This is a genomic window from Kitasatospora sp. NPDC002227, assembly GCF_040296285.1.
In the GTDB taxonomy this organism is placed as follows: Bacteria; Actinomycetota; Actinomycetes; order Streptomycetales; family Streptomycetaceae; genus Kitasatospora.
The window spans coordinates 127,276-147,984 of the sequence record NZ_JBEOWY010000008.1; the positions used below are offsets into that span (position 1 = coordinate 127,276).

General features: G+C 73.5%; 21 protein-coding genes. 11 read left to right on the top strand and 10 right to left on the bottom strand.

The annotated features are described in order from the left end of the window. Positions 1-63: 63 nt before the first annotated feature. The 4 genes from ABT095_RS09960 to ABT095_RS09975 all read left to right on the top strand — a co-directional run bounded on the left by ABT095_RS09960 (position 64) and on the right by ABT095_RS09975 (position 4,114). On the top strand, positions 64-1,176 hold the full coding sequence (locus ABT095_RS09960; protein WP_350528837.1) for an alpha/beta hydrolase: 1,113 nt from the start codon (positions 64-66) through the stop codon (positions 1,174-1,176). After that, on the top strand, positions 1,163-2,377 hold the full coding sequence (locus tag ABT095_RS09965; protein WP_350528838.1) for an acyltransferase family protein: 1,215 nt from the start codon (positions 1,163-1,165) through the stop codon (positions 2,375-2,377). Before ABT095_RS09960 ends, ABT095_RS09965 begins: the two co-directional genes overlap by 14 nt. A 19-nt stretch (positions 2,378-2,396) precedes the next feature. Further along, positions 2,397-2,759 (top strand): MmcQ/YjbR family DNA-binding protein, encoded by a 363-nt coding sequence (locus ABT095_RS09970; protein ID WP_350528839.1) that lies wholly within the window; start codon positions 2,397-2,399, stop codon positions 2,757-2,759. Between the two features lie 149 nt (positions 2,760-2,908). Next, positions 2,909-4,114, top strand: coding sequence for an alpha/beta hydrolase (locus tag ABT095_RS09975; RefSeq protein ID WP_350528840.1), 1,206 nt, complete (start codon positions 2,909-2,911; stop codon positions 4,112-4,114). 7 nt (positions 4,115-4,121) lie between these two features. Here ABT095_RS09975 and ABT095_RS09980 read toward each other — a convergent pair whose 3' ends face one another. Beyond that, a complete protein-coding gene (locus ABT095_RS09980; RefSeq protein WP_350528841.1) occupies positions 4,122-4,622 on the bottom strand; it encodes a DUF6624 domain-containing protein in 501 nt (166 codons plus the stop codon). A 114-nt stretch (positions 4,623-4,736) separates the two neighbouring features. After that, a complete protein-coding gene (locus ABT095_RS09985) occupies positions 4,737-5,720 on the bottom strand; it encodes a helix-turn-helix transcriptional regulator (RefSeq protein WP_350528842.1) in 984 nt (327 codons plus the stop codon). 116 nt (positions 5,721-5,836) lie between these two features. Between ABT095_RS09985 and ABT095_RS09990 the strand changes: the two genes are divergently transcribed. Beyond that, positions 5,837-6,418, top strand: coding sequence for a TIGR03086 family metal-binding protein (locus ABT095_RS09990; RefSeq protein WP_350528843.1), 582 nt, complete (start codon positions 5,837-5,839; stop codon positions 6,416-6,418). 35 nt (positions 6,419-6,453) lie between these two features. Here the strand turns inward: ABT095_RS09990 and ABT095_RS09995 are convergent, their stop codons facing one another. Together ABT095_RS09995 and ABT095_RS10000 are read right to left on the bottom strand one after the other, a co-directional pair. Continuing rightward, positions 6,454-7,458 (bottom strand): aldo/keto reductase, encoded by a 1,005-nt coding sequence (locus ABT095_RS09995; protein ID WP_350528844.1) that lies wholly within the window; start codon positions 7,456-7,458, stop codon positions 6,454-6,456. After that, positions 7,455-7,913, bottom strand: coding sequence for a MerR family transcriptional regulator (locus ABT095_RS10000; protein ID WP_350528934.1), 459 nt, complete (start codon positions 7,911-7,913; stop codon positions 7,455-7,457). Before ABT095_RS10000 ends, ABT095_RS09995 begins: the two co-directional genes overlap by 4 nt. A 138-nt stretch (positions 7,914-8,051) precedes the next feature. Here ABT095_RS10000 and ABT095_RS10005 point away from each other — a divergent pair, with 138 nt between their 5' ends. Beyond that, the gene (locus ABT095_RS10005; protein WP_350528845.1) at positions 8,052-8,885 is read left to right on the top strand and encodes a serine hydrolase domain-containing protein; all 834 of its coding nucleotides are present in this window, start codon (positions 8,052-8,054) and stop codon (positions 8,883-8,885) included. Between the two features lie 147 nt (positions 8,886-9,032). On the opposite strand, the gene ABT095_RS10010 is transcribed toward ABT095_RS10005, so the two are convergent. Continuing rightward, positions 9,033-9,809, bottom strand: coding sequence for a pirin family protein (locus ABT095_RS10010; RefSeq protein ID WP_350528846.1), 777 nt, complete (start codon positions 9,807-9,809; stop codon positions 9,033-9,035). 81 nt (positions 9,810-9,890) lie between these two features. Here ABT095_RS10010 and ABT095_RS10015 point away from each other — a divergent pair, with 81 nt between their 5' ends. The 5 genes from ABT095_RS10015 to fabF all read left to right on the top strand — a co-directional run bounded on the left by ABT095_RS10015 (position 9,891) and on the right by fabF (position 15,083). Continuing rightward, positions 9,891-11,264 carry a PucR family transcriptional regulator gene (locus ABT095_RS10015; protein WP_350528847.1) on the top strand — a complete coding sequence of 458 codons (1,374 nt, stop codon included), beginning with the start codon at positions 9,891-9,893 and terminating at the stop codon, positions 11,262-11,264. Between the two features lie 90 nt (positions 11,265-11,354). Beyond that, a complete protein-coding gene (locus ABT095_RS10020) occupies positions 11,355-12,305 on the top strand; it encodes an ACP S-malonyltransferase (protein WP_350528848.1) in 951 nt (316 codons plus the stop codon). Next, on the top strand, positions 12,302-13,333 hold the full coding sequence (locus ABT095_RS10025) for a beta-ketoacyl-ACP synthase III (protein ID WP_350528849.1): 1,032 nt from the start codon (positions 12,302-12,304) through the stop codon (positions 13,331-13,333). The genes ABT095_RS10020 and ABT095_RS10025 overlap by 4 nt, the downstream gene beginning before the upstream one ends. 121 nt (positions 13,334-13,454) lie before the next feature. Continuing rightward, on the top strand, positions 13,455-13,703 hold the full coding sequence (locus ABT095_RS10030) for an acyl carrier protein (protein WP_350528850.1): 249 nt from the start codon (positions 13,455-13,457) through the stop codon (positions 13,701-13,703). Positions 13,704-13,817: 114 nt separating this feature from the next. Beyond that, complete coding sequence (fabF, locus tag ABT095_RS10035; RefSeq protein WP_350528851.1) at positions 13,818-15,083, top strand: beta-ketoacyl-ACP synthase II; 1,266 nt, start codon at positions 13,818-13,820, stop codon at positions 15,081-15,083. Between the two features lie 109 nt (positions 15,084-15,192). Here the strand turns inward: fabF and ABT095_RS10040 are convergent, their stop codons facing one another. The 5 genes from ABT095_RS10040 to ABT095_RS10060 all read right to left on the bottom strand — a co-directional run bounded on the left by ABT095_RS10040 (position 15,193) and on the right by ABT095_RS10060 (position 20,709). Beyond that, positions 15,193-15,687 carry a DUF3145 domain-containing protein gene (locus ABT095_RS10040; protein WP_350528852.1) on the bottom strand — a complete coding sequence of 165 codons (495 nt, stop codon included), beginning with the start codon at positions 15,685-15,687 and terminating at the stop codon, positions 15,193-15,195. 292 nt (positions 15,688-15,979) lie between these two features. Further along, complete coding sequence (locus ABT095_RS10045) at positions 15,980-17,140, bottom strand: M6 family metalloprotease domain-containing protein (protein WP_350528853.1); 1,161 nt, start codon at positions 17,138-17,140, stop codon at positions 15,980-15,982. Between the two features lie 78 nt (positions 17,141-17,218). Then, complete coding sequence (locus tag ABT095_RS10050) at positions 17,219-18,406, bottom strand: M6 family metalloprotease domain-containing protein (protein ID WP_350528854.1); 1,188 nt, start codon at positions 18,404-18,406, stop codon at positions 17,219-17,221. A gap of 87 nt (positions 18,407-18,493) precedes the next feature. Next, positions 18,494-19,747 (bottom strand): alpha/beta fold hydrolase, encoded by a 1,254-nt coding sequence (locus ABT095_RS10055; RefSeq protein WP_350528855.1) that lies wholly within the window; start codon positions 19,745-19,747, stop codon positions 18,494-18,496. Continuing rightward, the gene (locus tag ABT095_RS10060) at positions 19,744-20,709 is read right to left on the bottom strand and encodes an ABC transporter ATP-binding protein (protein WP_350528856.1); all 966 of its coding nucleotides are present in this window, start codon (positions 20,707-20,709) and stop codon (positions 19,744-19,746) included. Before ABT095_RS10060 ends, ABT095_RS10055 begins: the two co-directional genes overlap by 4 nt.

The window sequence follows — 20,709 nt, forward strand, 5'->3', positions numbered from 1 at the left end:
GGGGGGCCGTCGTCTTCCTACCTTCCTCCCGTCGCAAGCAGTCGTGGAGACGAGGAGGACGGGATGCGCGGGCGTCTGGGGAGGGCGGTGGCGGCGTTGGTGCTGGCCGCCACCGCCGTGGCGGGAGCCGGCGGGTGGGCCGCCGGGGAGGGGCAGGTGCCGCTGAGGGGGCTGCCCGGCAGTTGGGCCGCGGGGCTGCCCGACCCGGGTACGACGCCGCCCGCCGAGGTGGCGGCGTTCTTCGCCGCGCTGACCCCGCGGCAGGCCGAGCGGCTCGCCGCCGAGTACCCCGAGGTGCTGGGCAACCTCGACGGCGCCCCCGTCGAACTGCGCTACCGCGCCAACCACCTCGCCCTCACCCGGCTGGCCGCGCAGGAGCGCGCCCGCGCCGCCGACCCCCGGCTCGGCACCGACGCCCGGGAGCACGCCCGGGCCCGGGCCGAGCGGTACGAGTCCCTGACCGGCCGCCAGATCCTCGCCTTCGACCCGCGCGGCCGCGGCCTGGTCGCCGAGGTGTACGGCGAGCTCGCGCCCGGCCGGCCGACGGCCGTGACGGTGCCCGGGGCCGACATCGACCTGATGAGCTACGACCGCACCAGCTCCCCGTACGGCACCCCCGCCGGCATGGCCCGCGCCCTGCGGGCCGCCACCGGCGGGCAGCTCCCGGTGATCGCCTGGGCGGGGTACACCACCCCGACCGTGACGAGCCTCGACATCGCCACCGAGGGCCTGGCGAAGGCCGGGGCCGAGCGGCTCACCAGGCTCCTGGACGGGCTCACCGCCCCCACCACCCTGTACTGCCACAGCTACGGCTCGGTCGTCTGCGGCCAGGCCGCCCTGCACCCCGGCCGCACCACCGCCGTGGTCGCCCTCGGCTCCCCCGGCATGGGCCTGCGCCGCGCCGCCGACCTCCCCGTCCCCGTCTGGGCCGCCCAGCGCAACAGCGAGGACTGGATCGGCGACGTCCCGAACGTCCACCTCCTCGGTCTCGGCCACGGCACCGACCCGACCGACCCCGCCTTCGGTGCCCGCGTGGTCACCAGCACCGGCTCGACCGGCCACTCCGGCTACTTCGCCCCGGGCACCGCCTCCCTCGCCAACTTCGCCGCGATCGCCCTCGGCCGCCCCGTCACCTGCGCCACCACCAGCAAGGAGTGCCGCGATGCCGCTCACTGACCTCCGCCGGGCCGCCCTCCGGGTCGACGCCAGGACCCCCGCCACGCGCGACCGCGCCCTGGACGGCCTGCGGGCGCTCGCGCTGCTCGCCGTTCCGCTCGGGCACTGGATGCTCGGCGGGTTCACCGTCAACGCCGACGGCGAGCTGCACAACGCGAGCCCGCTCACCGCCCTCGGCTCCCTCGCCCCGCTCAGCTGGGTGCTGCAGCTGCTCGGGATCTTCTTCCTGGTCGGCGGCCACTCCGCCCACCACTCGCTGCAGCGGGCCCGGGCCAAGGGCGCCACCACCGCCGCCTGGCTGCGCGGGCGCTGCGTCCGGCTGCTGCGTCCGGTGCTCGGGGTGGCCGCCGTCTGGGCGCTGCTGATCCCGCTGCTGCGCGGGCTCGGCCTGCCCGAGGCGACCGTCCGGACCGGCACCACCCTGGTCGTCCAACCCCTCTGGTACATCGGCATCTACCTGGTGCTCACCGCCCTCACCCCGTACTGCGCGGCGGCCGGGCGCCGCCTCGGCGCCTGGGCGGCCGCGCCGCTGCTCGCCGCCGTGGCCGTGGTCGACCTGCTCCGGTACGGCCCCTGGGCCGAGGCGATGCCCTCCTGGCTGAGCCTGCTCAACCTGCTGCCGGGCTGGCTGTTCGGCTACCAGCTCGGGGTCAGCTGGGCCCAGGGCCGGATCGGCAGGGCGGGCGCCCGCACCCTGCTCCTCGGCGGCGCCGCCCTCTTCGCCACCCTGCTGCTGGTCTTCCACTACCCGGCGAGCATGGTCGGCGTCCCCGGTACGGCCCGCACCAACTCGCACCCGCCGTCCCTGCTGGTCCTGGCCCTGGCCGCCCTGCAGATCGGCGCCGCCCTGCTCCTGCACGGGCGCCTCGGCCGGGCCCTGCGGCGGCCGCTGCTCTGGCTGCCGGTGGTGGTGGTCAACCTCTCCGCGATGACGATCTTCTGCTGGCACCAGACCGCGATGTTCACGGCCGGCGCCCTCGCCGCCCGCCTCGGCGGCGCCGTCCCCGGCCTGACCACCGCTCCCGACTCCCCCGGCTGGGTGCTGGCCCGGCTCGCCTGGCTGCCGGTCTTCGCCCTCCTGCTGACCGCCGTCGGCCACCGCACCCGCCACTTCGACGGCCCCTGGGCCTCCCGCACCCTGAAGACCCTCGGCGCCGCCGGCGCGGCCCTCTTCACGGCGTACGCCCTCGGCGTCGTATGACGCACCGTAAGGTGGGGCCATGGTGACCTTCGAACAGTTCCTCGCCCTGGGCCTCGCGCTGCCGAGCGCGACGGAGCGGCTCACCTGGGAGACCAGGGTCACCCTGCGGGTCGGGGAGAAGATCTTCGCCATGGGCACCCCGGGCGAGAGCGCGGTCTGTGTCAAGGCCACCAAGGAGGACCAGGCCGAACTGCTGGCCGCCGCGCCCGAGGTGTACTCGGTGGCGCCGTACGTGGGCAGACACGGCTGGGTGCTGGTCGAGCTGGCCGGGGTCGACGCCGAGGAACTGGGCGATCTGCTCACCGACGCCTGGCGGAGCACCGCCCCGAAGAAGCTGGTCCGGGAGTTCGACCGCGAGCTTGGTACATCCCGGCGAACTTGATCGCTTGAAGAGTCCCCTGTGAGCCTTCCCACAGTTTAGACTCTGCACGCCTCTCGCTCGGAGCACCTACGCTGGCTGACGAGTACCAGGCGGTCGTACCACCATCGGGCCCCGCCCGCTGAGTCCAGGGTCCGAGGGAGTTGTCGCCCATGCAGTTGCATCCGAAGCGGCGCAGTCCGCTGCAGCGCCGCCGGCTCAAGCGCGTGCTGATAGGTGTCTTCGCCGCCTCCGCCGTGCTCGCCGACGCCGGGGCCGCCGCCGCGCAGGCCGTCTCCTCCAACGAGCAGCTGGCCATCTCGACCCCGCCGGCCGGGAGCGCCGCCTGGGTCGCCGACCACTCGCTCGGCCTCGACCTGCCCGACCCGGCCACCGCCGCCCCGCAGGCCGTCGCCGCCTTCTTCGCCACCCTCACCCCCGAGCAGACCGCCCACCTGGTCGCCGCGTACCCGCTGGTGGTGGGCAACCTCGACGGCGCCCCGCTGCAGCTGCGCTACCAGGCGAACCGGGTGGCCATCGCCGCCGAGCGCGACCGCGCCCGGGCCCGGGCGGCCGACCCCAAGCTCGACGCCGACACCCGCGCGCTGGCGAAGTCCCGGGCCGACGACAGCGAGGGCCTGCTCGCCAAGGGCCGCCAGATCCTGGCCTTCGACCCGCGCGGCCGTGGCCTGGTCAGCGAGGTGTACGGCGACCTCGCCGCCGCCCAGCGGGTCTCCGTACTGGTGCCCGGTTCGGACGCCGACCTCGGGCACTTCGACCAGACCGTCGACCCGCTGCGCTCCCCCGCCGGGATGGCCCGCGCGCTGCTCGCCGAGGAGCACCGGCAGGCCCCCGACACCCACAGTGCCGTGATCGCGTGGACGGGGTACGTCACCCCCTCCGGCCTCGGCCCGGACGCGGTGACCTCCCGGCTGGCCGACGTCGGCGCCCCGCGCCTGATCCGGCTGCTCGGCGGGCTCGCCGTCACCAGCTCGCCGGCCGCGCCGCCCACGCTGTTCTGCCACAGCTACGGCTCGGTGGTCTGCGGGGTGGCCGCCCCGAAGATCCACGACGACCGGAAGACCGACGTGGTGGTCTTCGGCAGCCCCGGGATGGGCGTGCAGAACACCGGCGAGCTCGGCGACGGCGTCCGGATCTGGGCCACCCGCAACCCCACCGACTGGATCGCCAACGTGCCGTACCTGGAGGTGGGCGGCCTCGGCCACGGCGCCGACCCGACCAACCCGGAGTTCGGCTCCGTCCAGGTCTCCTCCGCCGGAGCGGTCGGCCACACCGGCTACTTCGCCCAGCACACCGACAGCCTGCGCAACTTCGGCTCGATCGCGCTCGGCGACTACTCGGACGTCACCAACCACTGACATTCCGTCAGATGTACTGCGCCACGTACTCGTCGAACGGCGGGATGCCCACCTCGGCCCGCCGCTCGTCCATCCGCTCCGGCTCCCGGCACGGCCAGGGCACCGGCCGGCCCTCGCGCACCCCGGCGATCTGGGTGCCGTAGAGCTGCTCCTCCCCCTGGTTGACCAGCACCCGGTCGCGCAGGAAGGCCAGCTCGCGCCCGCTGGCCCGGCCCGCCGCCACCTCGGCGGCCAGCAGCCGCACCGAGCGCCGCTGCAACTCCAGCTGGCGGTCGGCATGTTGGGCGATCAGCCAGGCCGCCCGGGCCGCCTCCGTGCCGACCAGCTCGGCCGTCGGCCAGCCGTGCTCGTCCAGGAACTCCCCGAGCCAGTCGGCGTGCTCGGCCGTCAGCCGGCGCCAGCGCAACTGCTCGGCCGGGTCCGCGCTGTTGGCCAGCGGAGCGGCTTCGTGGTCGGCGGCGGCCATCGCGGTGAGTTCCGCCGCGCGGGCGGCGAGGTCGGTGGGCACGGTCAGCTCCCCGTGGGTCGACAGGTGGGACGACGAAACCCTACGAGCCCCGCGAGCGCCGAAGATCGTCCCTGAAGACGATGACAGACCGGCCTGCGGCTTGAGAGACTGGCCTCAGCCCCGGTGAGAGGCGTACAGCGCGAGGACTTCCCGCGCGGCGGCCGCGAGTTCGGCCCGCACCGGCTCCGGCTCCAGCACCTCGACGTCCGCGCCGTAGGTCAACAGCAGCCGCGCCGCCCGCACCGAGGCCAGCCCGAGCTCCAGCTCCGCCCACTCCCCCGGCTCGCCCGCCTTCCCGCACGGCCCCGGCGGCGGGCTCAACAGCAGCCCCTGGTGGATGCGCAGGAACATGTCCAGCGAGCGGCGGCGCAGCCTGATCCGGGCCCGCACCTCCACCGGGCGCCGCTCCACGTACTCCCGCAGGCCGGCCCAGACCTCGGCCAGGCCCTGCCCGGCCCGCCGCCGGACCGGCTCCGGCAGGGTGCGGGCCGCCTGCACCCGGTCCGCCCGGAGCAGCTTGGGCGCGCCGTCCACGTCCGCCACCAGGTACCAGACGCCCGCCTTGCTCACCAGGCCGTACGGGTCGACGGTGTACTCCACCTGCTCGCGCGAGCCGCTGTGCCGGTAGCGCAGGGCCAGGCGCCGGTCGGCGAAGACGGCCCGCTGCAGCTCGCCGAGGTCCACCTCCCGGGAGTCGGGGGCCCGCCAGCGGGCCGGGTCCACCAGCACGCGCTCGCTGGTGCGTTCGGCCGCCGGGCGGTGCGGGGCGGGCAGCGCGGCCATCACCTTGCGCAGCGCCGAGTCGATCGCCCCGCCCAGGCCGAGCGCCCGGTGCGCGCCGTCGGCCGCGAGCACGAACAGGGCCCGGGCCTCGTCGCTGGTCAGGCCCGTGACGTCGGTGCGGTAGCCGGCCAGCAGCCGGATCCCGCCGTGCCGCCCGCGCTCGGCCCAGACCGGCACGCCGGCGGCGGAGAGCGCCTCCACGTCCCGGTAGACCGTGCGGACGGACACCTCCAGGCGCTCGGCCAGCTCGGCCGCGGGCACCTGGCCACGGGTCTGGAGCAGGAGCAGGATCGAGAGCAGGCGGTCGGCCTTCATGGCTTCAGAAGATAGCCGGAAAAGCTGACATGAGGTGTCAGGTAATCCCGGCAGAGTGCTCCTTGTCATCAGGACGGGCCGGGCGAACCCCGGTCGGCGAACAAGGAGTTCCCCGCATGAACAGCAACACCTTCGACCCCCGCCCCGGCTACCAGGGCGCCCTCGACCAGCTGGAGAAGCTGATCGCCGCCATCACTCCCGAGCAGCTCGGCCTGCCCACCCCCTGCACCGAGTACGACCTGCGGGAGCTGCTCGGCCACACCGTCGGCGGCATCCACCGGATCGCCTACGTCGGCGAGGGCGGCCGCTCGCAGGACGTCGCGGCCGGGGTCGGCGAGATCGCGGACACCGCCTGGGCCGAGGTCTTCGAGCGGGCCCGGGCCCGGGTCACCGCCGCCTGGGCCGACGACGCCCGCCTGGACGCCCCGGCCTTCGTGCCGTGGGGCGAGGTGCCCGGCCGGGCCGGGCTCGGCGGCTACTACATGGAGGCCGTCACCCACTCCTGGGACATCGCCCGCGCCACCGGTCAGGAGGCCCTGCTGGACGAGGAGTTGGCCCAGGTCGCGCTCGGCGTGGCCCAGGCCGTCCTGCCGGCCGAGCCGCGCGGCGGCGGCGTCCCCTTCGGCCCCGTCCAGCCGGTCGCCGACGACGCCCCGGTCTACCACCGGCTCGCCGCCTGGCTCGGCCGCGGCGTCTGATCCGGTGCCAGGCGGCCCGGGGCACCCGCCCCGGGCTACTCCCGGCCGGCCGAGGTGAAGCTCATGTCGGCGTACCGGTTGCCGGTCACCTGCCCGGCGATCGGCTCGAGCACCGCCAGCTCCTCCTCGCTCAGCCGCAGCGTCGCCGCGGCGGTGTTCTCCGCCAGCCGGCTGCGCTTGCGCGTGCCCGGGATCGGCACCACGGTGAGCCCGTGCACCTCGGCGCGCTGCTGCACCCAGGCCAGCGCGATCTGCGCCGCCGTGACGCCGCGCGCCTCGGCCAGCTTGCCGATCGGCTCGACCAGCGCCGCGTTGCCCGCCGCGTTCGCCCCGCTGAACTGCGGGTGGTAGCGCCGGTAGTCGTCCGCGCTCAGCGTCTCGGCCGCCGCGAACGAGCCGGTCAGGAAGCCCCGCCCGAGCGGCGAGTACGGCACGAAGGCCACGCCGAGCTCCGCGGCGGCCGGCACCGCCGTGTGCTCCACGTCCCGCGAGAAGATCGACCACTCCGACTGGACGGCCGCGATCGGGTGCACCGCGTACGCCTCCCGCAGCTCGGCCCCGGTCACCTCGGACAACCCCAGGTGGCGCACCTTGCCCGCCGCCACCAGTTCGGCCATCGCACCGACCGAGTCGGCCAGCGGCACCTCGGGGTTGCGCCGGTGCATGTAGTACAGGTCGATCACGTCCACGCCGAGCCGGCGCAGCGAGGCGTCCACCGCGGTGCGGATGTACGCCGGGTCGTTGCGCACCCCCCGGTACGTCGGGTCCTCCGCCTTGCGCTCGATGGCGAACTTGGTGGCCAGCACCACCTTGTCCCGGTTGGCCCGCACGAACGGACCGATCAACTCCTCGTTGTGGCCCGACCCGTAGATGTCGGCGGTGTCGAACAGCGTGACCCCGGCCTCCAGCGCGGCGTCCAGCGTGGCCAGCGCCTCGGCGGTGTCGGTCGGTCCGTAGAACTCGCTCATGCCCATGCAGCCGAGGCCCTGGATGCCGACGGTCGGGCCGTTCGTGCCGAGCACGGTGGTGGGGAGAGTCATGCGCTCTGCTTCTTCCTGTCGGTCGTGGCGCAGGTGGCCGCGTCGGCGGCCTTGCCCGCGTACAGGTCGATCTTGTAATCGAGGACGGCGAGGGTCGCGTGGAGGTCGGCCAGCTGCTGGCGGACGGCCTCGCGGTGCTCCACCAGGAGCTCGTGGCGGGCCTCGTAGGTCTGGTTGCCGAGGCGGGCCAGTTCGACGTAGCGCAGCTGGTCGGCCACCGACATCCCGGTCAGCCGCAGCCGGCCGAGGAAGGCCAGCCGGGCCAGGTCGGCGTCGCTGTACCGGCGTTGGCCGGAGTGCGTGCGGTCGACCGGGTCGAGCAGGCCGATCCGCTCGTACCAGCGCAGCGTGTGGGCGGTGAGCCCGCTCGCGGCGGCGACCTCGCTGATGCTGTGCCGGGGGGTGCGGTCCGCGTCCGCGACCGGAGTGCTGTACGCCTGCCCACAGGTGAGCAGGTCGAGACGGATCGGAGCGAGCGTTGCCACGGTTGAACCCCCTGGTTTCGGCGACACGTAAGACGCTACTGAGTTAGAGCGCACTCCAAGCAAGCCTCCCACGCCGGGTCGCGCCAGCGGGTGGTTAGAGTTCGGGCCATGGAGAGCTTGCGGATGATCGAGGACTGGCCGGTGCCGAACGCGGCCACGGTGGTGGTACGGGGCGCCGACGGTGCGGTGCTGGGCTCGCACGGGCCGCAGGAGCAGCTGTTCCCGCTGGCCTCGGTGACCAAGCTGCTGACCGCGTACGCGGTGCTGGTGGCCGTCGAGGAGGGCGTGTTCGAGCTGGACGACCCGGCGGGGCCGGAGGGTTCGACCGTGCGGCACCTGCTGGCGCACACCTCGGGTCTGGCCTTCGACGAGCACAAGGCGATGGCCGCGCCGGGCACCCGGCGGCTGTACTCCAACGCCGGGTTCGACGTGCTGGCCGAGACCCTCACCAAGGCCGCCGGGATCGGCTTCGCCGACTACGCGGCCGAGGCGGTCTTCGCCCCGCTCGGCATGAGCGCCACCCTGCTCAACACCGCCCACCGCTCGCCCGCCGGGGCCGGCGGCCTGTCCACCGCCGCCGACCTGGCCCGCTTCGCCGCCGAGCTGCAGGCTCCCCGCCTGCTCGACCCCTCCACGGTGGCCGCGGCCACCCGCGAGGTGGCCTTCCCCGGCCTGAGCGGCGTGCTGCCCGGTTTCGGCCACCGGCGGCCCAACGACTGGGGCCTGGGCTTCGAGATCCGCGGCGAGAAGTCCCCGCACTGGACGGGCACCACCAGCTCCCCCGCCACCTTCGGCCACTTCGGCCAGTCCGGCACCTTCCTCTGGGTCGACCCCGGCGCCGGCGTCGCCTGCGTCGCCCTGACCGACCGCGACTTCGGCCCCTGGGCCGCACAGGCCTGGCCGGCCTTCACCGACGCGGTCCTCGCCGAGCTCGGGGGGTAGCCGACCGGGGCAGCGCTCCGGGGGCGCGGGGAACTGCGCGGCCGGCCCTGCACGGAGGTGCACGGTTGCGCGCGCCGTTCCCCGCGCCCCTGTTGTGGTTGCTCCGAGCTGTTCACCTGACCGCCCGCAGCGCAGCCCCGGACAGGTTCAGCCGTACTTGACCGGGCTGTGCATCTCCCACACCAGCAGCTGTGCCCCGTCCTCCCCCGCCGTCGGGTCCACGAACGCCGGGCCGGTCGCCCGTACCGAGTCCCCCGGCGCCATCGAGCGCCCGCCGCCCTGCGGGCCGGGGACGGTGCGGTAGCCGAGCCCGCCCGCCGTCAGGTGCAGGTAGCGGTACGGCGCCTCCGGCAGCGGCGGGAGGGCCTCCCAGGGCCCGGCGGTCACGAGCCACAGCGCGGCGTCCGACCGCCGCAGCCGCAACGCCTCCGTACCCGCGTCCCGCTCGAGCCCGGAGGCGAGCAGCGTCAGCCCGTCCGCCGAGGGCGTGGCCTTGCGCAGGCCGTACGCCGGAGCGGCGCCGAACTCGTCGGGCTGGAGCCACATCTGGACGAACCGCACCGGCCCCTCGGCCCCGCCGACGTTGCGCTCCGAGTGCGTCACCCCGGCGCCCGCGCTCAGGTGCTGGATCATCCCGGGGCGCACCACCCCGGCGTGCCCGTGGCCGTCCCGGTGCGAGAGTGCGCCCTCCACCACCCAGGTGAGGATCTCGGTGTCCAGGTGCAGGTGGTCGTCGAATCCGGCGCCCGCCGCCAGGCTCTCCTCGTTGCAGGCGAGCAGCGCGCCGAAGTGGGTGTTCTTCGGGTCGTAGTGCCCGGAGAAGGAGAAGGCGTGCCTGGTCTCGATCCCGTCGGCCGGGGTGGAGAGGTAGCGCTCGGCCGCGCGGCGGAGGTCGGCCCGGGGCCGGGTGGGTGCATCGGTCACGGGCTTCACCGTAGCGGCCCCGGGGCCCGAGCCGAGGGGGGCGTGCACGAGCACCCCTCGCGGTGAGGCAGTCTTGTCTCTGTGCCAGCCGCTTCAGCGAATTCCGACAAGAAGACCGCAGCCAAGAAGGCCGCCACCGACAAGACCGTCGACAGGTCCGCCGACATGACCACCGACCAGGGCGCCGACCAGGGCGCCGAGCAGGCCACCGCCAAGGCGGCCGCCGAGGAGTCGCCCCGGCCCGCCCGGCGGGGGCGGCTGACGGCGCAGGAGCGCCGTCTCGCCTCCGAGCGGGCCGAGCTGCGGGCCGCGACGCTCAAACGCCTGGAGAAGTCCTCCGGCAAGCTCGCCACCGCCGCCATCGCCCGGATGGACGACCAGCTCGGCTGGTACCGGCGGATGCCGCCCGAGCACCGGTCCTGGATCGGCCTGGTCGCCCAGGCCGGTATCGCGGCCTTCACCGAGTGGTACCGCCACCCGGACGCGCCGCAGGCGATCTCCACGGACGTGTTCGGCACCGCGCCGCGTGAGCTGACCAGAGCGATCACCCTGCGCCAGACCGTCGAGCTGATCCGCACCACGATCGAGGTGATGGAGGAGGCCATCGAGGAGGTGGCCGCCCCGGGCGACGAGGCCGGGATGCGCGAGTCCGTCCTGGTCTACGCCAGAGAGATCGCCTTCGCCACCGCCCAGGTCTACGCCCAGGCGGCCGAGGCGCGCGGCGCCTGGGACGCCCGGCTGGAGGCCCTGGTGGTCAACAGCCTGCTCTCCGGGGACGCCGACGAAGGCGTGCTCTCCCGGGCCGCCGCACTCGGCTGGGGCCAGCCCAGCCAGGTGCGGGTGGTGATGGGCAGCGCGCCGGACGGCGACAGCGAGCTGGTGGTCGAGGCGATCCGCCGGGCCGCCCGCTACGCCAAGCTGCACGTGCTCACCGGAGTGCTCGGCAAGCGCCTGGTCGTGGTGGTCGGAGGTGACAAAGAACCGGTGCATGCGGCCCGCGCGCTGATCGGCCAGTTCGCCCCCGGCCCGGTGGTGGTCGGCCCGACCGTCGGCGACCTGCTCTCGGCCACCAAATCGGCCCACGCGGCCGCCGCCGGCCTCAAGGCCTGCGCGGCCTGGCCGGACGCCCCGCGCCCGGTGCTGGCCGACGACCTGCTGCCCGAGCGGGCGCTCGCGGGCGACCAGGCCGCCCGGCGCCAACTGGTGGAGGAAATCTATACACCGCTGGACGAGGCGGGTTCGGCACTCCTGGAGACACTCAGTGTCTATCTGGAGCAGGCCTCCTCGCTGGAGGGCGCGGCCCGGATGCTCTTTGTGCACCCGAACACCGTGCGCTACCGGCTCCGACGTGTGACTGACGTCACGGGCTATGCTCCGTCCGACGTGCGTTCGGCGTTCACGCTGCGCATCGCACTGGCGCTGGGCCGACTTGGAGCCGTTGTCGAACAGGGCTGAGCGGGCTGTAGGGAGTCCACAATCAGCACCGCTTTTCTTCGTTACCGTCGCCTACCCGCCCCTGGGTGCCTGGCGAGAGAGGGTTGAACCGTGCTCGTAATCGTCGCCCCTGGACAGGGTGCTCAGACCCCTGGATTCCTCCGCCCCTGGCTTGAGCTGGACGGCGCCGCCGACCGGCTGCGGCGGTGGTCCGACGTGGCCGGGCTCGACCTCGTCCACTACGGCACCGAGGCCACCGAGGAGGAGATCAAGGACACCGCCGTGGCCCAGCCGCTGCTGGTGGCCGCCGGGCTGCTCACCGCCCGTGCCCTCTTCCCGGACGAGTCCGAGGCCCGCCGGGTCGTCGGCGCGGTGGCCGGGCACAGCGTCGGTGAGATCACCGCCGCCGCCGGGGCCGGTGTGCTCGACGCGGCCGGCGCGCTGACCTTCGTCCGTGAGCGCTCGCTCGCGATGGCCGAGGCCGCCAAGCTCACCCCGACCGGCATGACCGCCCTGCTCGGCGGGGACCCGGAGCTGGTGGCCGCCAAGCTGGCCGAGCACGGGCTGACCGCGGCCAACAACAACGGCGGCGGCCAGATCGTCGCGGCCGGCACGCTGGAGCAGCTGGACGCCCTCAAGGCCGACCCCCCGGCCGGCTCCCGGGTGATGCCGCTCAAGGTCGCCGGTGCCTTCCACACCGAGCACATGGCCCCCGGGGTGGAGCGTCTCGCCAAGCTGGCGCCGACGCTCACCGTGGCGGACCCGCAGGTCGCGTACGTCTCGAACCGGGACGGCAAGGTGATCGGCAACGGCGCCGAGGTGCTGAGCCGCCTGGTGTCGCAGGTCTCCAACCCGGTCCGCTGGGACCTCTGCATGGAGACCCTCGGCGAGCTGGGCGCGACCGCCGTGATCGAGCTGGCCCCGGCCGGTACCCTCACCAACCTGGTCAAGCGCAACCTCAAGGGTGTGGCGACGCTGGCCCTCAAGACCCCCGCCGAACTGGACAAGGCCCGCGAGCTCGTCGCGGAGCACGGCCACGGCGGTCAGGAGCAGAGCGCATGAGCACCCCGCAGATCAAGCCCACCTCCGGCGCCGCGTACTCCCGCATCCACGGCGTGGGCGGCTACCGCCCCACCCGGGTGATCCCCAACGCCGAGGTGCTGGAGTGGATCGACTCCTCGGACGAGTGGATCCGCACCCGCAGCGGCATCGCCGAGCGCCGCTGGGCCGGCCCGGAGGAGACCGTCGCCGAGATGTCGGTGCAGGCCGCCGGCAAGGCGATCGCCCAGGCCGGGATCGACCCCGCGCTGATCGGCGGCGTCATCGTGGCCACCGTCTCGCACCTCAAGCAGACCCCGGCCATCGCCACCGACATCGCCGAGCGGCTCGGCTGCGGCACCGCCCCGGCCTTCGACATCTCGGCCGCCTGCGCCGGCTTCGGCTACGGCCTGAGCCTGGCCGACGGCATGGTGCGCGGCGGCAGCGCCGAGTACGTGCTGGTGATCGGCGTCGAGCGCCTGAGCGACATGACCGACAAGTCGGACCGCTCGACCGCCTTCATCTTCGGTGACGGCGCGGGCGCCGCGATCGTCGGCCCGTCCGACACCCCCGGCATCGGCAAGGTGATCTGGGGCTCGGACAGCTCGCAGAAGGACGTCATCTCGCAGACCCAGGCCTGGGACACCGCCTTCGCCAAGCCGGACGCCGTCAACGGCTCCGGCGAGGAGATCAAGTGGCCCACCCTGCGGATGGAGGGCCAGGCGGTCTTCCGCTGGGCGGTCTGGGAGATGGCCAAGGTGGCCCAGCAGGCGCTGGACGCCGCCGGGATCACCGCGGACCAGCTCGGTGCCTTCATCCCGCACCAGGCGAACATGCGCATCACCGATGCGATGATCAAGAAGCTCGAACTGCCCGAATCGGTGCCCGTCGCCCGCGACATCACCTACACCGGCAACACCTCCGCGGCCTCCATCCCGCTGGCCATGGAGCGCATGCTGGAGAGCGGCGAGGCCCGCAGCGGCGACCTCGCACTGATCATCGGCTTCGGGGCGGGTCTCGTGTACGCCGCGACAGTCGTTACTCTCCCCTAGGCGTCACCAGGCCTCCGGGCCTGACTGAACCTCCGGACCCCGCACCCGCGGTGGCCCGGGAAACGAACTGCCGACTGCCCGCCGGGCAGCGGTCGACACACAGTGAAGAGGAGCAGCCGCTATGGCTACCAAGGACGAGGTCCTGGCCGGTCTCGCTGAGATCGTCAACGAGATCGCCGGTATCCCGGAGGAGGACGTCCAGGAGGACAAGTCCTTCACCGACGACCTCGACGTCGACTCGCTCTCCATGGTCGAGGTCGTCGTGGCCGCCGAGGAGCGCTTCGACGTGAAGATCCCGGACGACGAGGTCAAGAACCTGAAGACCGTCGGCGACGCCGTGAACTACATCCTCGCCAACGCCGAGGCCTGATCCGGCCCTTGCGCCGGCCGGTCGGCCGGGGCGCCCTGAGCGCCCCGGCCGGCCTCCCCTCCCACCCCGGCCGCCCAGGCCACCACCCCAGCTCACGTGAGAGAAGAAGAACCAGTGACCGCTGAAAACCGCACCGTGGTCGTCACAGGTATCGGCGCCTTCACGCCGCTCGGCGGCGATGCCGCCTCGTTCTGGGCGGGCCTGGTCGAGGGCCGCTCCGGGGTGGCCCCGCTCACCGAGGAGTGGGCGGCCGAGCTGCCCGTCCGGATCGCCGCCCGGGTCGCGGTCGAGCCTGGCGACGTGCTGCCCCGCCCGCTGACCCGCAAGCTGGACCGCTCGGCGCAGTTCGCGCTGATCGCCGCCCGCGAGGCCTGGGCCGACGCCGGCTTCGAGACCCCGGCGACCGACGAGTCCTCCAAGCTCGCCCCCGAGCGCCTGGGCGCCGTGATCGCCTCCGGCATCGGCGGCGTCACCACCCTGCTCGACCAGTACGACGTGCTGCGCGAGAAGGGTGTCCGCAAGGTCTCCCCGCACACCGTCCCGATGCTGATGCCCAACTCCCCGGCGGCCAACGTCGGCCTGGAGGTCGGCGCCCGCGCGGGTGTGCACACCCCCGTCTCCGCCTGCGCCTCCGGCGCCGAGGCGATCGGCTACGCGATCGAGATGATCCGCAGCGGCCGCGCCGACGTCGTGGTGGCCGGCGGCACCGAGGCGGCGATCCACCCGCTGCCGATCGTCGCCTTCGCCAACATGATGGCGATGTCCAAGAACAACGAGAACCCCACCGAGGCCTCCCGCCCGTACGACACCGCCCGTGACGGCTTCGTGCTCGGCGAGGGTGCCGGCGTGGTCGTCCTCGAGTCGGCCGAGCACGCGGCCGCCCGCGGCGCCCGGGTCTACTGCGAGGCGGTCGGCCAGGGCCTCTCCTCCGACGCCCACCACATCGCCCAGCCCGAGCCGACCGGCTCCGGCGTGGCCCGCGCGATCGCCGACCTGTTCGAGCGCAACGAGCTCGACAAGGCCGAGCTGGTGCACGTCAACGCGCACGCCACCTCGACCCCGCAGGGCGACGTCGCCGAGATCAAGGCGCTGCGCAAGGAGCTCGGCGAGCACCTGGACCACATCGCCGTCTCCGCCACCAAGTCGATGACCGGCCACCTCCTCGGCGGCGCCGGCGGCATCGAGACGGTCGCCACCGTCCTCGCCCTGCACCACCGCCTGGCCCCTCCGACCGTCAACCTCGACCACCTGGACGAGGAGGTCGAGGCCGACATCGTCACCGGCGAGCCCCGCAAGCTCCCCGAGGGCCCCATCGCCGCCCTCAACAACTCTTTCGGCTTCGGCGGCCACAACGTGGTGCTCGCGTTCCGTTCCGTCTGAGTCCGCTAGCTGGGGCAGCACCACAGGGGCGCGGGGAACTGCGCGACCAGCCACGCACCTCCGTGCACGGTTGATCGCGCAGTTCCCCGCGCCCCTGCTGTGGTTTCTCTCAGACGACTTGGTGCAGCCAGCGGACGGGCGCCCCGTCCCCCGCGTACCGGAACGGCTCGAGCTCGTCGTCCCAGGGCTTCCCGAGCAGCCGAGCCAGCTCGGCCTCCAGATCGGTCCCCTCGGTCTTCGACCGCAACAGCACCGCCCGCAGCCGGTCCTCCGGAATCAGAATGTCCCCGTGCAACCCGGTGACAGCATGGAAGATCCCCAGCGTCGGCGTACTGCTGTACCGCTCACCCTCCGCCGTGGCGCAGGGCTCACTCGTCACCTCGTACCTGATCAGCTGCCACCCCCGCAGCGCGGAGGCCAGCTTGGACGCGGTGCCGGGCTCCCCCTGCCAGGAGAGCTCGGAGCGCCAGTGCCCGGCCGCGGCCGGCTGCCGCAGCCAGTCGAGGCTGACTCGCACCCCGAGCACCCCCGCGACGGCCCACTCGACGTGCGGGCACAGCGCGCGCGGCGCGGAGTGGATGTAGAGCACACCACGTGTCGTCATCGGGACCTCCTGGCGGTGGACGAGGGTCGCCTTCCCCAGCTGCCTCGTACCGTGTACCGATCCGGCCCGGTGTGACTGTCTTGTGCCCCCACGGGACTCAACTTATTCGACATTAGGTCATCAAGTTGAGCAAAACGGACAACCTTTCACACCATGCTAGTCGGATACCCGCCGTGGTCTAGCCCTCGTCCGGTTCTCTCCCCCGAACGGCCCCATCGCCGGGTGGGCACCACCGTAGCGCCCGCACCGGCAAGGCGTATGACGGTCCGTCGGATTGACGCAAAGCCGACCGTCACCAACTCGTGGCCCGCACGGTGTCGCCATAAGCGCCACCGTTCAGGACCTCGATCCGCACACCCCAGTACGGATCGGTGAAGGTCTGTCCGGCCTGGTACGCCGCCAGATCCAGCCCCGCGCACCCGTTCGGCCCCGCCCCGCCGGGGTTGGCCATCACCCGCACCGGCCCCTGCCCGGTCTGCACCGAGGTGTCCACCCTGTACACCAGCACGCCGGTCGAACAGGGCGCCTGGTCCGCGTAGGCCGCCCGCCGGGACTCCACCACGTACGCGAGCGTGTCGGTGAGCTTGAGCACCACGAGCTTCGTACCGCCCACGTACTCCACCGCCGTCAGCGGCACGGTGGTCTGTCCCACCCCCGGCACACAGGCGACCTGACCGTCCGCCAGCCAGCCGAGCTTCCAGGCCTCCCAGCCGACGTACTCCGGCGCAGGGCCGCCGACCTTGCCCATCAGGTCCCAGCCGCCGACGTAGCGGTGGATGTCCGGACCGTCGTAGGCGTACAGGTCCGGCAGCCCGAAGGTGTGCCCGGTCTCGTGGTCGGCGATCTTCGGGCCCCAGTACCAGAGGTCCTGGCCGAAGGTCACCGCCCACTTGATCCGGGTGCCGTTCACGGTGACCCCGGCCGTGCTCGGGTCGTAGACGTAGGTGGGGGTGAAGGTGATCGCCGTGGCCGTCCGGGGCGGCACCACGTAGACCAGGTCGTACTGCGAGAAGTCCGCGTACGGCGCCGCCGCCTCGACGGCCTGGCGGACGTACAGCTCGTGCTGCTCGAAGCTGATGCCCCGGCTGAAGCCGTAGGTGGTGGAGGCCTGCGGCATCCGCAGCCAGCGCGGGAGCTGGGTCATCGCGAGCCAGGTGCGGCCGTAGGAGGCCTGCCACATCCAGTCGGCGGCGGGGGTGATCTGGGCGCCGTAGCTGCTGGTGGGGGCGTCGGCGGGGGCGTCGGGGAAGTCGACGAAGAGCATCAGCACCCGCTTGGTGCCCAGGGGCGACTGGAAGCGGTTGCGGTCGGTGTCCTGGCCCTCGTCCATCCAGCCGGTGGTGCCGGTCAGCGCGCAGGGCGAGGAGCTCGCGGCGGCGGCGTGGTGGACGGGGGTGAGCAGCAGGGTGAGCAGCGTGCACAGGGCGAGCACGAGCGCCCGGAACTTGGCCATGGCGGAACCTCCTGGGTATGGGGGGGTGGAGGTGCCCCGGCCCGGGCATCAGCCGCCCGGGCCGGGGAGTACAGGGGGTTACCGGCTGAGCGTCACCAGGTCGTCGTGCGGGCCCTTGCTCCGCACCTCGATCCGGACGCCGCTCGCCGGGTCGGTGAAGGACTGGCCGGGCTGGAAGGCGGCCATGTCCAGCGCGGTGCAGCCGGTGGGGGGCACGGCGGCGGGGTTGCCGTTGACCACCCGGACGGGGCCCTCGCCGGTCTGCGCGGCGGTGTCCACCCGGTAGACCAGCACACCGGTCGAGCAGGCCTTGGCGTCCGCGCCGAGGGCCCGGCGGGACTCGGCCACGTACGCCGTGGTCGGGCCGGTGGGCAGCACCGCGATCTTGGTGCCGCCGGTCCGCTCGATCGCATTCAGCCGCACCGTCCGCTTGCCCGCCGTGGGGAGGCAGGCCACCTGCCTGTCGTCGATCCAGCCCAACTTCCAGCGCTCCCAGCCCAGATGCTGGGGTGCGGCACCCGCGATGTTGCCCATCAGGTCCCAGCCGCCGACGTAGCGGTGGTAGTCGGTGGCGGTGAAGGCGTAGAGGTCGGGTAGCCCGAAGGTGTGGCCGGTCTCGTGGTCGGCGACCGTCGGGCCCCAGTGGTAGCGGTCCTGGCCGAAGGTGACGGCCCACTTGATCCGGGTGCCGTTCACGGTGATCCCGGCGGCGGTCGGGTCGAAGAGGTAGGTCGGCGAGAAGGTGATCGCCGAGGCCGTCTTCGTCGGCACCACGTAGACCAGGTCGTAGCGCGAGAAGTCGGTGTACGGCGCCGCCGCCTCCACGGCCTGGCGGACGTACAGCTCGTGCTGCTCGAAGCTGATGCCCCGGTCGAAGCCGTAGCTCGTGGAGGCCTGCGGCATCCGCAGCCAGCGCGGGAGCTGGGTGAGCTCCAGCCTGGTGCGGCCGTAGGAGTCCTGCCGCATCCAGTCGGCGGCGGGGGCGAGCTCCTTGAAGTAGTCCTGCGGCGCGCCGTCGGCGGGGGCGTCGGGGAAGTCCACGAAGAGGGTCAGCACGTGCTTGGTGCCGAGCGGCTGGAGGAACTGGGTGCGGTCGGTGTTGTGGCCTTCGTCCGTCCAGCCGGTGGTCCCGGCCAGGGCACAGGCCGAGGTGTCCGGCGCGGCGGCTGCCGTGTCCGGCGCGGCGGCTGCCGTGGCCGGGGCGGCGGCGACCAGGGGGGCCGCCAAGGCGAGGGCCAGGACGGCGGCCAGGGAATGAACTTTCATTCAGCGCTCCTCTTGTCACGGTGCATCAGATCCGGTCGGCAATCGCGGAATGAATGTTCATTCCGCGATCCCCCATGCAACGGCAGTTCAGACCCGGCCGGCGGCCAGGTCCATCAGGCGGGCGAGCACCCGGCCGCCGGAGGCGGTCACGCCGTCGTGCTCCCACTCGTTGGTGACCCAGGTGCGCAGGCCCCCGACGGCCCGGGCGGTGCGCAGCGAGAGGCCGGCGTCCACGTACATGTCGTCGTGGTAGACGGCGGCGGCCACCGGTACGCGGTTGGCTGCCAGCCGGGCCGGGTCGTAGAGGGCGGGCCAGTCGGTGCGCGCGGCGAGCAGGTCGGCGGCCGCGGCGAAGGGGCGCAGGGCGGAGATCTCCTCGAACATCCAGGGGTAGACCATCTCGCCGGTGAGCTGCAGGGGGTCCGCGTACTCGGGGTGGTCGGCCAGGGCCCGGTCGGCGGCCCAGCGGGTGGCGGCACCTTGGCCGTAGATGGTCTCCTGGAGCACCGCGAAGAGCGGGTTGTCGGTGAAGCCGGTGAGCTGCTGGACCTGGTGCAGAAAGGTGGCGCCGAGCCGCCCGTCGGGGGCTTCGTCCAGCAGCCAGTGCAGCCGCTCGGCCCCCTCGCCCATGCCGAGCAGCAGCCCGAGGGTGCGCAGCCGCCGTACGGTGAGCTGGTCCCCGTCGGGCAGGCGTACCGGCAGCTGTTCGGCGATCCGGGCGAGCACGGCGCGGTCGCCGGGGTAGCGGGCGTAGTACGCGGCGACCTTGTCGCGGACCCGGGGGTAGGTGGCGGCGTACACCTCGTCGGCGGTGGCGGTGAGACCTGGCAGCCCGCCGGTGATGTAGCAGGCGCGCAGGCCTTCGGGGGCCGTCGACAGGTAGCTGAGCGTCACGAACCCGCCGTAGCTCTGCCCCAGCGTCTCCCAGGACTCGACACCGAGCCGGCGTCGGATCAGCTCGGCGTCGGCCACGATCGCGTCCGCCCGCAGCAGGCCGAGGTACTCGGCCAGGGCCTCGGTACCTGGGAACCGGGCCGCTTCCCGCGCCGTGAGCGGGGTGCTGCGGCCGGTACCCCGCTGGTCGAGCAGCAGCACCCGGTGGGTCCTGAGCGCCTGCCCGAGCCAGCCGCCGCTCGCGTTGAGCGGGCGCGGCGACTTCCCGCCCGGGCCGCCCTGGAGGTAGAGCAGCCAGGGCAGTTGCTCCCCCGAGCGGGCCGGGTCGGCCACCTCCCGGGCGAACACCTCGATCGTCCGGCCCCCGGGGTCGGCGTGGTCGAGCGGCACGGTGAAGACGTGGTCGGTCACGACGAGCCCGGGCATCCGGTAGCTGGCGTGGATCATCGGGCCCCTTCGGGGTAGTGGCAGGCGACTTGGTGGCCCGGGGCCAGCTCCCGCAGCACGGGCCGCTCGACCGCGCAGCGGTCGTCGGCCTTCGGGCAGCGGGTGCGGAACCGGCAGCCGGCGGGCGGCGCCAGCGGGCTGGGCAGATCGCCGCGCAGGACGATCCGGTCCCGGCCGCGCTCGAGGGCCGGGTCGGGGCGGGGCACGGCGGAGAGCAGGGCGTGGGTGTACGGGTGGGCGGGGGCGGCGAACAGGGTGTCGCGGTCGGCCGTCTCGACCACCGCGCCCAGGTACATCACGGCGATCCGGGTGCTGATCTGCCGCACCGCCCCCAGGTCGTGGGCGATGAAGACGTACCCGAGGCCGCCCTCCTCCTGGAGGTCCTGCAGCAGGTTGAGGATCTGCGCCTGCACCGAGACGTCCAGCGCGGAGACCGGCTCGTCGCACACCACCACCTTCGGCCGCAGCACCAACGCCCGTGCAATGCCGATCCGTTGGGCCTGTCCGCCGGAGAATTCGTGCGGGTGCCGGTCGGCGTGCTCGGCCTTCAGGCCGACTCTCGTCAGCAACTCCTCGACCGGCTCGGCCGGTTCGAGCCCTTGGTAGGCGTACGGCGCCGCCAGGATCTGCCGCACCGTCATCCTCGGATTCAGCGAGGAGTACGGGTCCTGGAAGACAAGCTGCAACTCACGCCGCAGCGGCCTCAGTTCGGATTCGCTGAGCCCGGTGATCTCCCGCCCGCCGAGGCGGACGCTGCCGGAGGTCGGCCGGTCCAGCCGGGTGAGCAGCCGGGCCACGGTGGACTTGCCGCAGCCGGACTCGCCGACCAGGCCCAGGGTCTCCCCCGCGTCGAGGCGCAGCGACACCCCGTCCACGGCCGTGACGTGCCCGACCAGCCTTCTGGTCAGCCCGTGCCGCACCGGGAAGCGGCGGACCAGATCGGTGGCTTCGAGCAGACTCAC

Bases quoted from the DNA above. Each gene is read 5' to 3' on its own strand.
- ABT095_RS09960 (WP_350528837.1), top strand. From the start codon at position 64: ATGCGCGGGCGTCTGGGGAGGGCGGTGGCGGCGTTGGTGCTGGCCGCC.
- ABT095_RS09965 (WP_350528838.1), top strand. From the start codon at position 1,163: ATGCCGCTCACTGACCTCCGCCGGGCCGCCCTCCGGGTCGACGCCAGG.
- ABT095_RS09970 (WP_350528839.1), top strand. From the start codon at position 2,397: ATGGTGACCTTCGAACAGTTCCTCGCCCTGGGCCTCGCGCTGCCGAGC.
- ABT095_RS09975 (WP_350528840.1), top strand. From the start codon at position 2,909: ATGCAGTTGCATCCGAAGCGGCGCAGTCCGCTGCAGCGCCGCCGGCTC.
- ABT095_RS09985 (WP_350528842.1), bottom strand. From the start codon at position 5,720: ATGAAGGCCGACCGCCTGCTCTCGATCCTGCTCCTGCTCCAGACCCGT.
- ABT095_RS09990 (WP_350528843.1), top strand. From the start codon at position 5,837: ATGAACAGCAACACCTTCGACCCCCGCCCCGGCTACCAGGGCGCCCTC.
- ABT095_RS09995 (WP_350528844.1), bottom strand. From the start codon at position 7,458: ATGACTCTCCCCACCACCGTGCTCGGCACGAACGGCCCGACCGTCGGC.
- ABT095_RS10005 (WP_350528845.1), top strand. From the start codon at position 8,052: ATGGAGAGCTTGCGGATGATCGAGGACTGGCCGGTGCCGAACGCGGCC.
- ABT095_RS10025 (WP_350528849.1), top strand. From the start codon at position 12,302: ATGAGCACCCCGCAGATCAAGCCCACCTCCGGCGCCGCGTACTCCCGC.
- ABT095_RS10030 (WP_350528850.1), top strand. From the start codon at position 13,455: ATGGCTACCAAGGACGAGGTCCTGGCCGGTCTCGCTGAGATCGTCAAC.
- ABT095_RS10040 (WP_350528852.1), bottom strand. From the start codon at position 15,687: ATGACGACACGTGGTGTGCTCTACATCCACTCCGCGCCGCGCGCGCTG.
- ABT095_RS10045 (WP_350528853.1), bottom strand. From the start codon at position 17,140: ATGGCCAAGTTCCGGGCGCTCGTGCTCGCCCTGTGCACGCTGCTCACC.
- ABT095_RS10050 (WP_350528854.1), bottom strand. From the start codon at position 18,406: ATGAAAGTTCATTCCCTGGCCGCCGTCCTGGCCCTCGCCTTGGCGGCC.
- ABT095_RS10055 (WP_350528855.1), bottom strand. From the start codon at position 19,747: ATGATCCACGCCAGCTACCGGATGCCCGGGCTCGTCGTGACCGACCAC.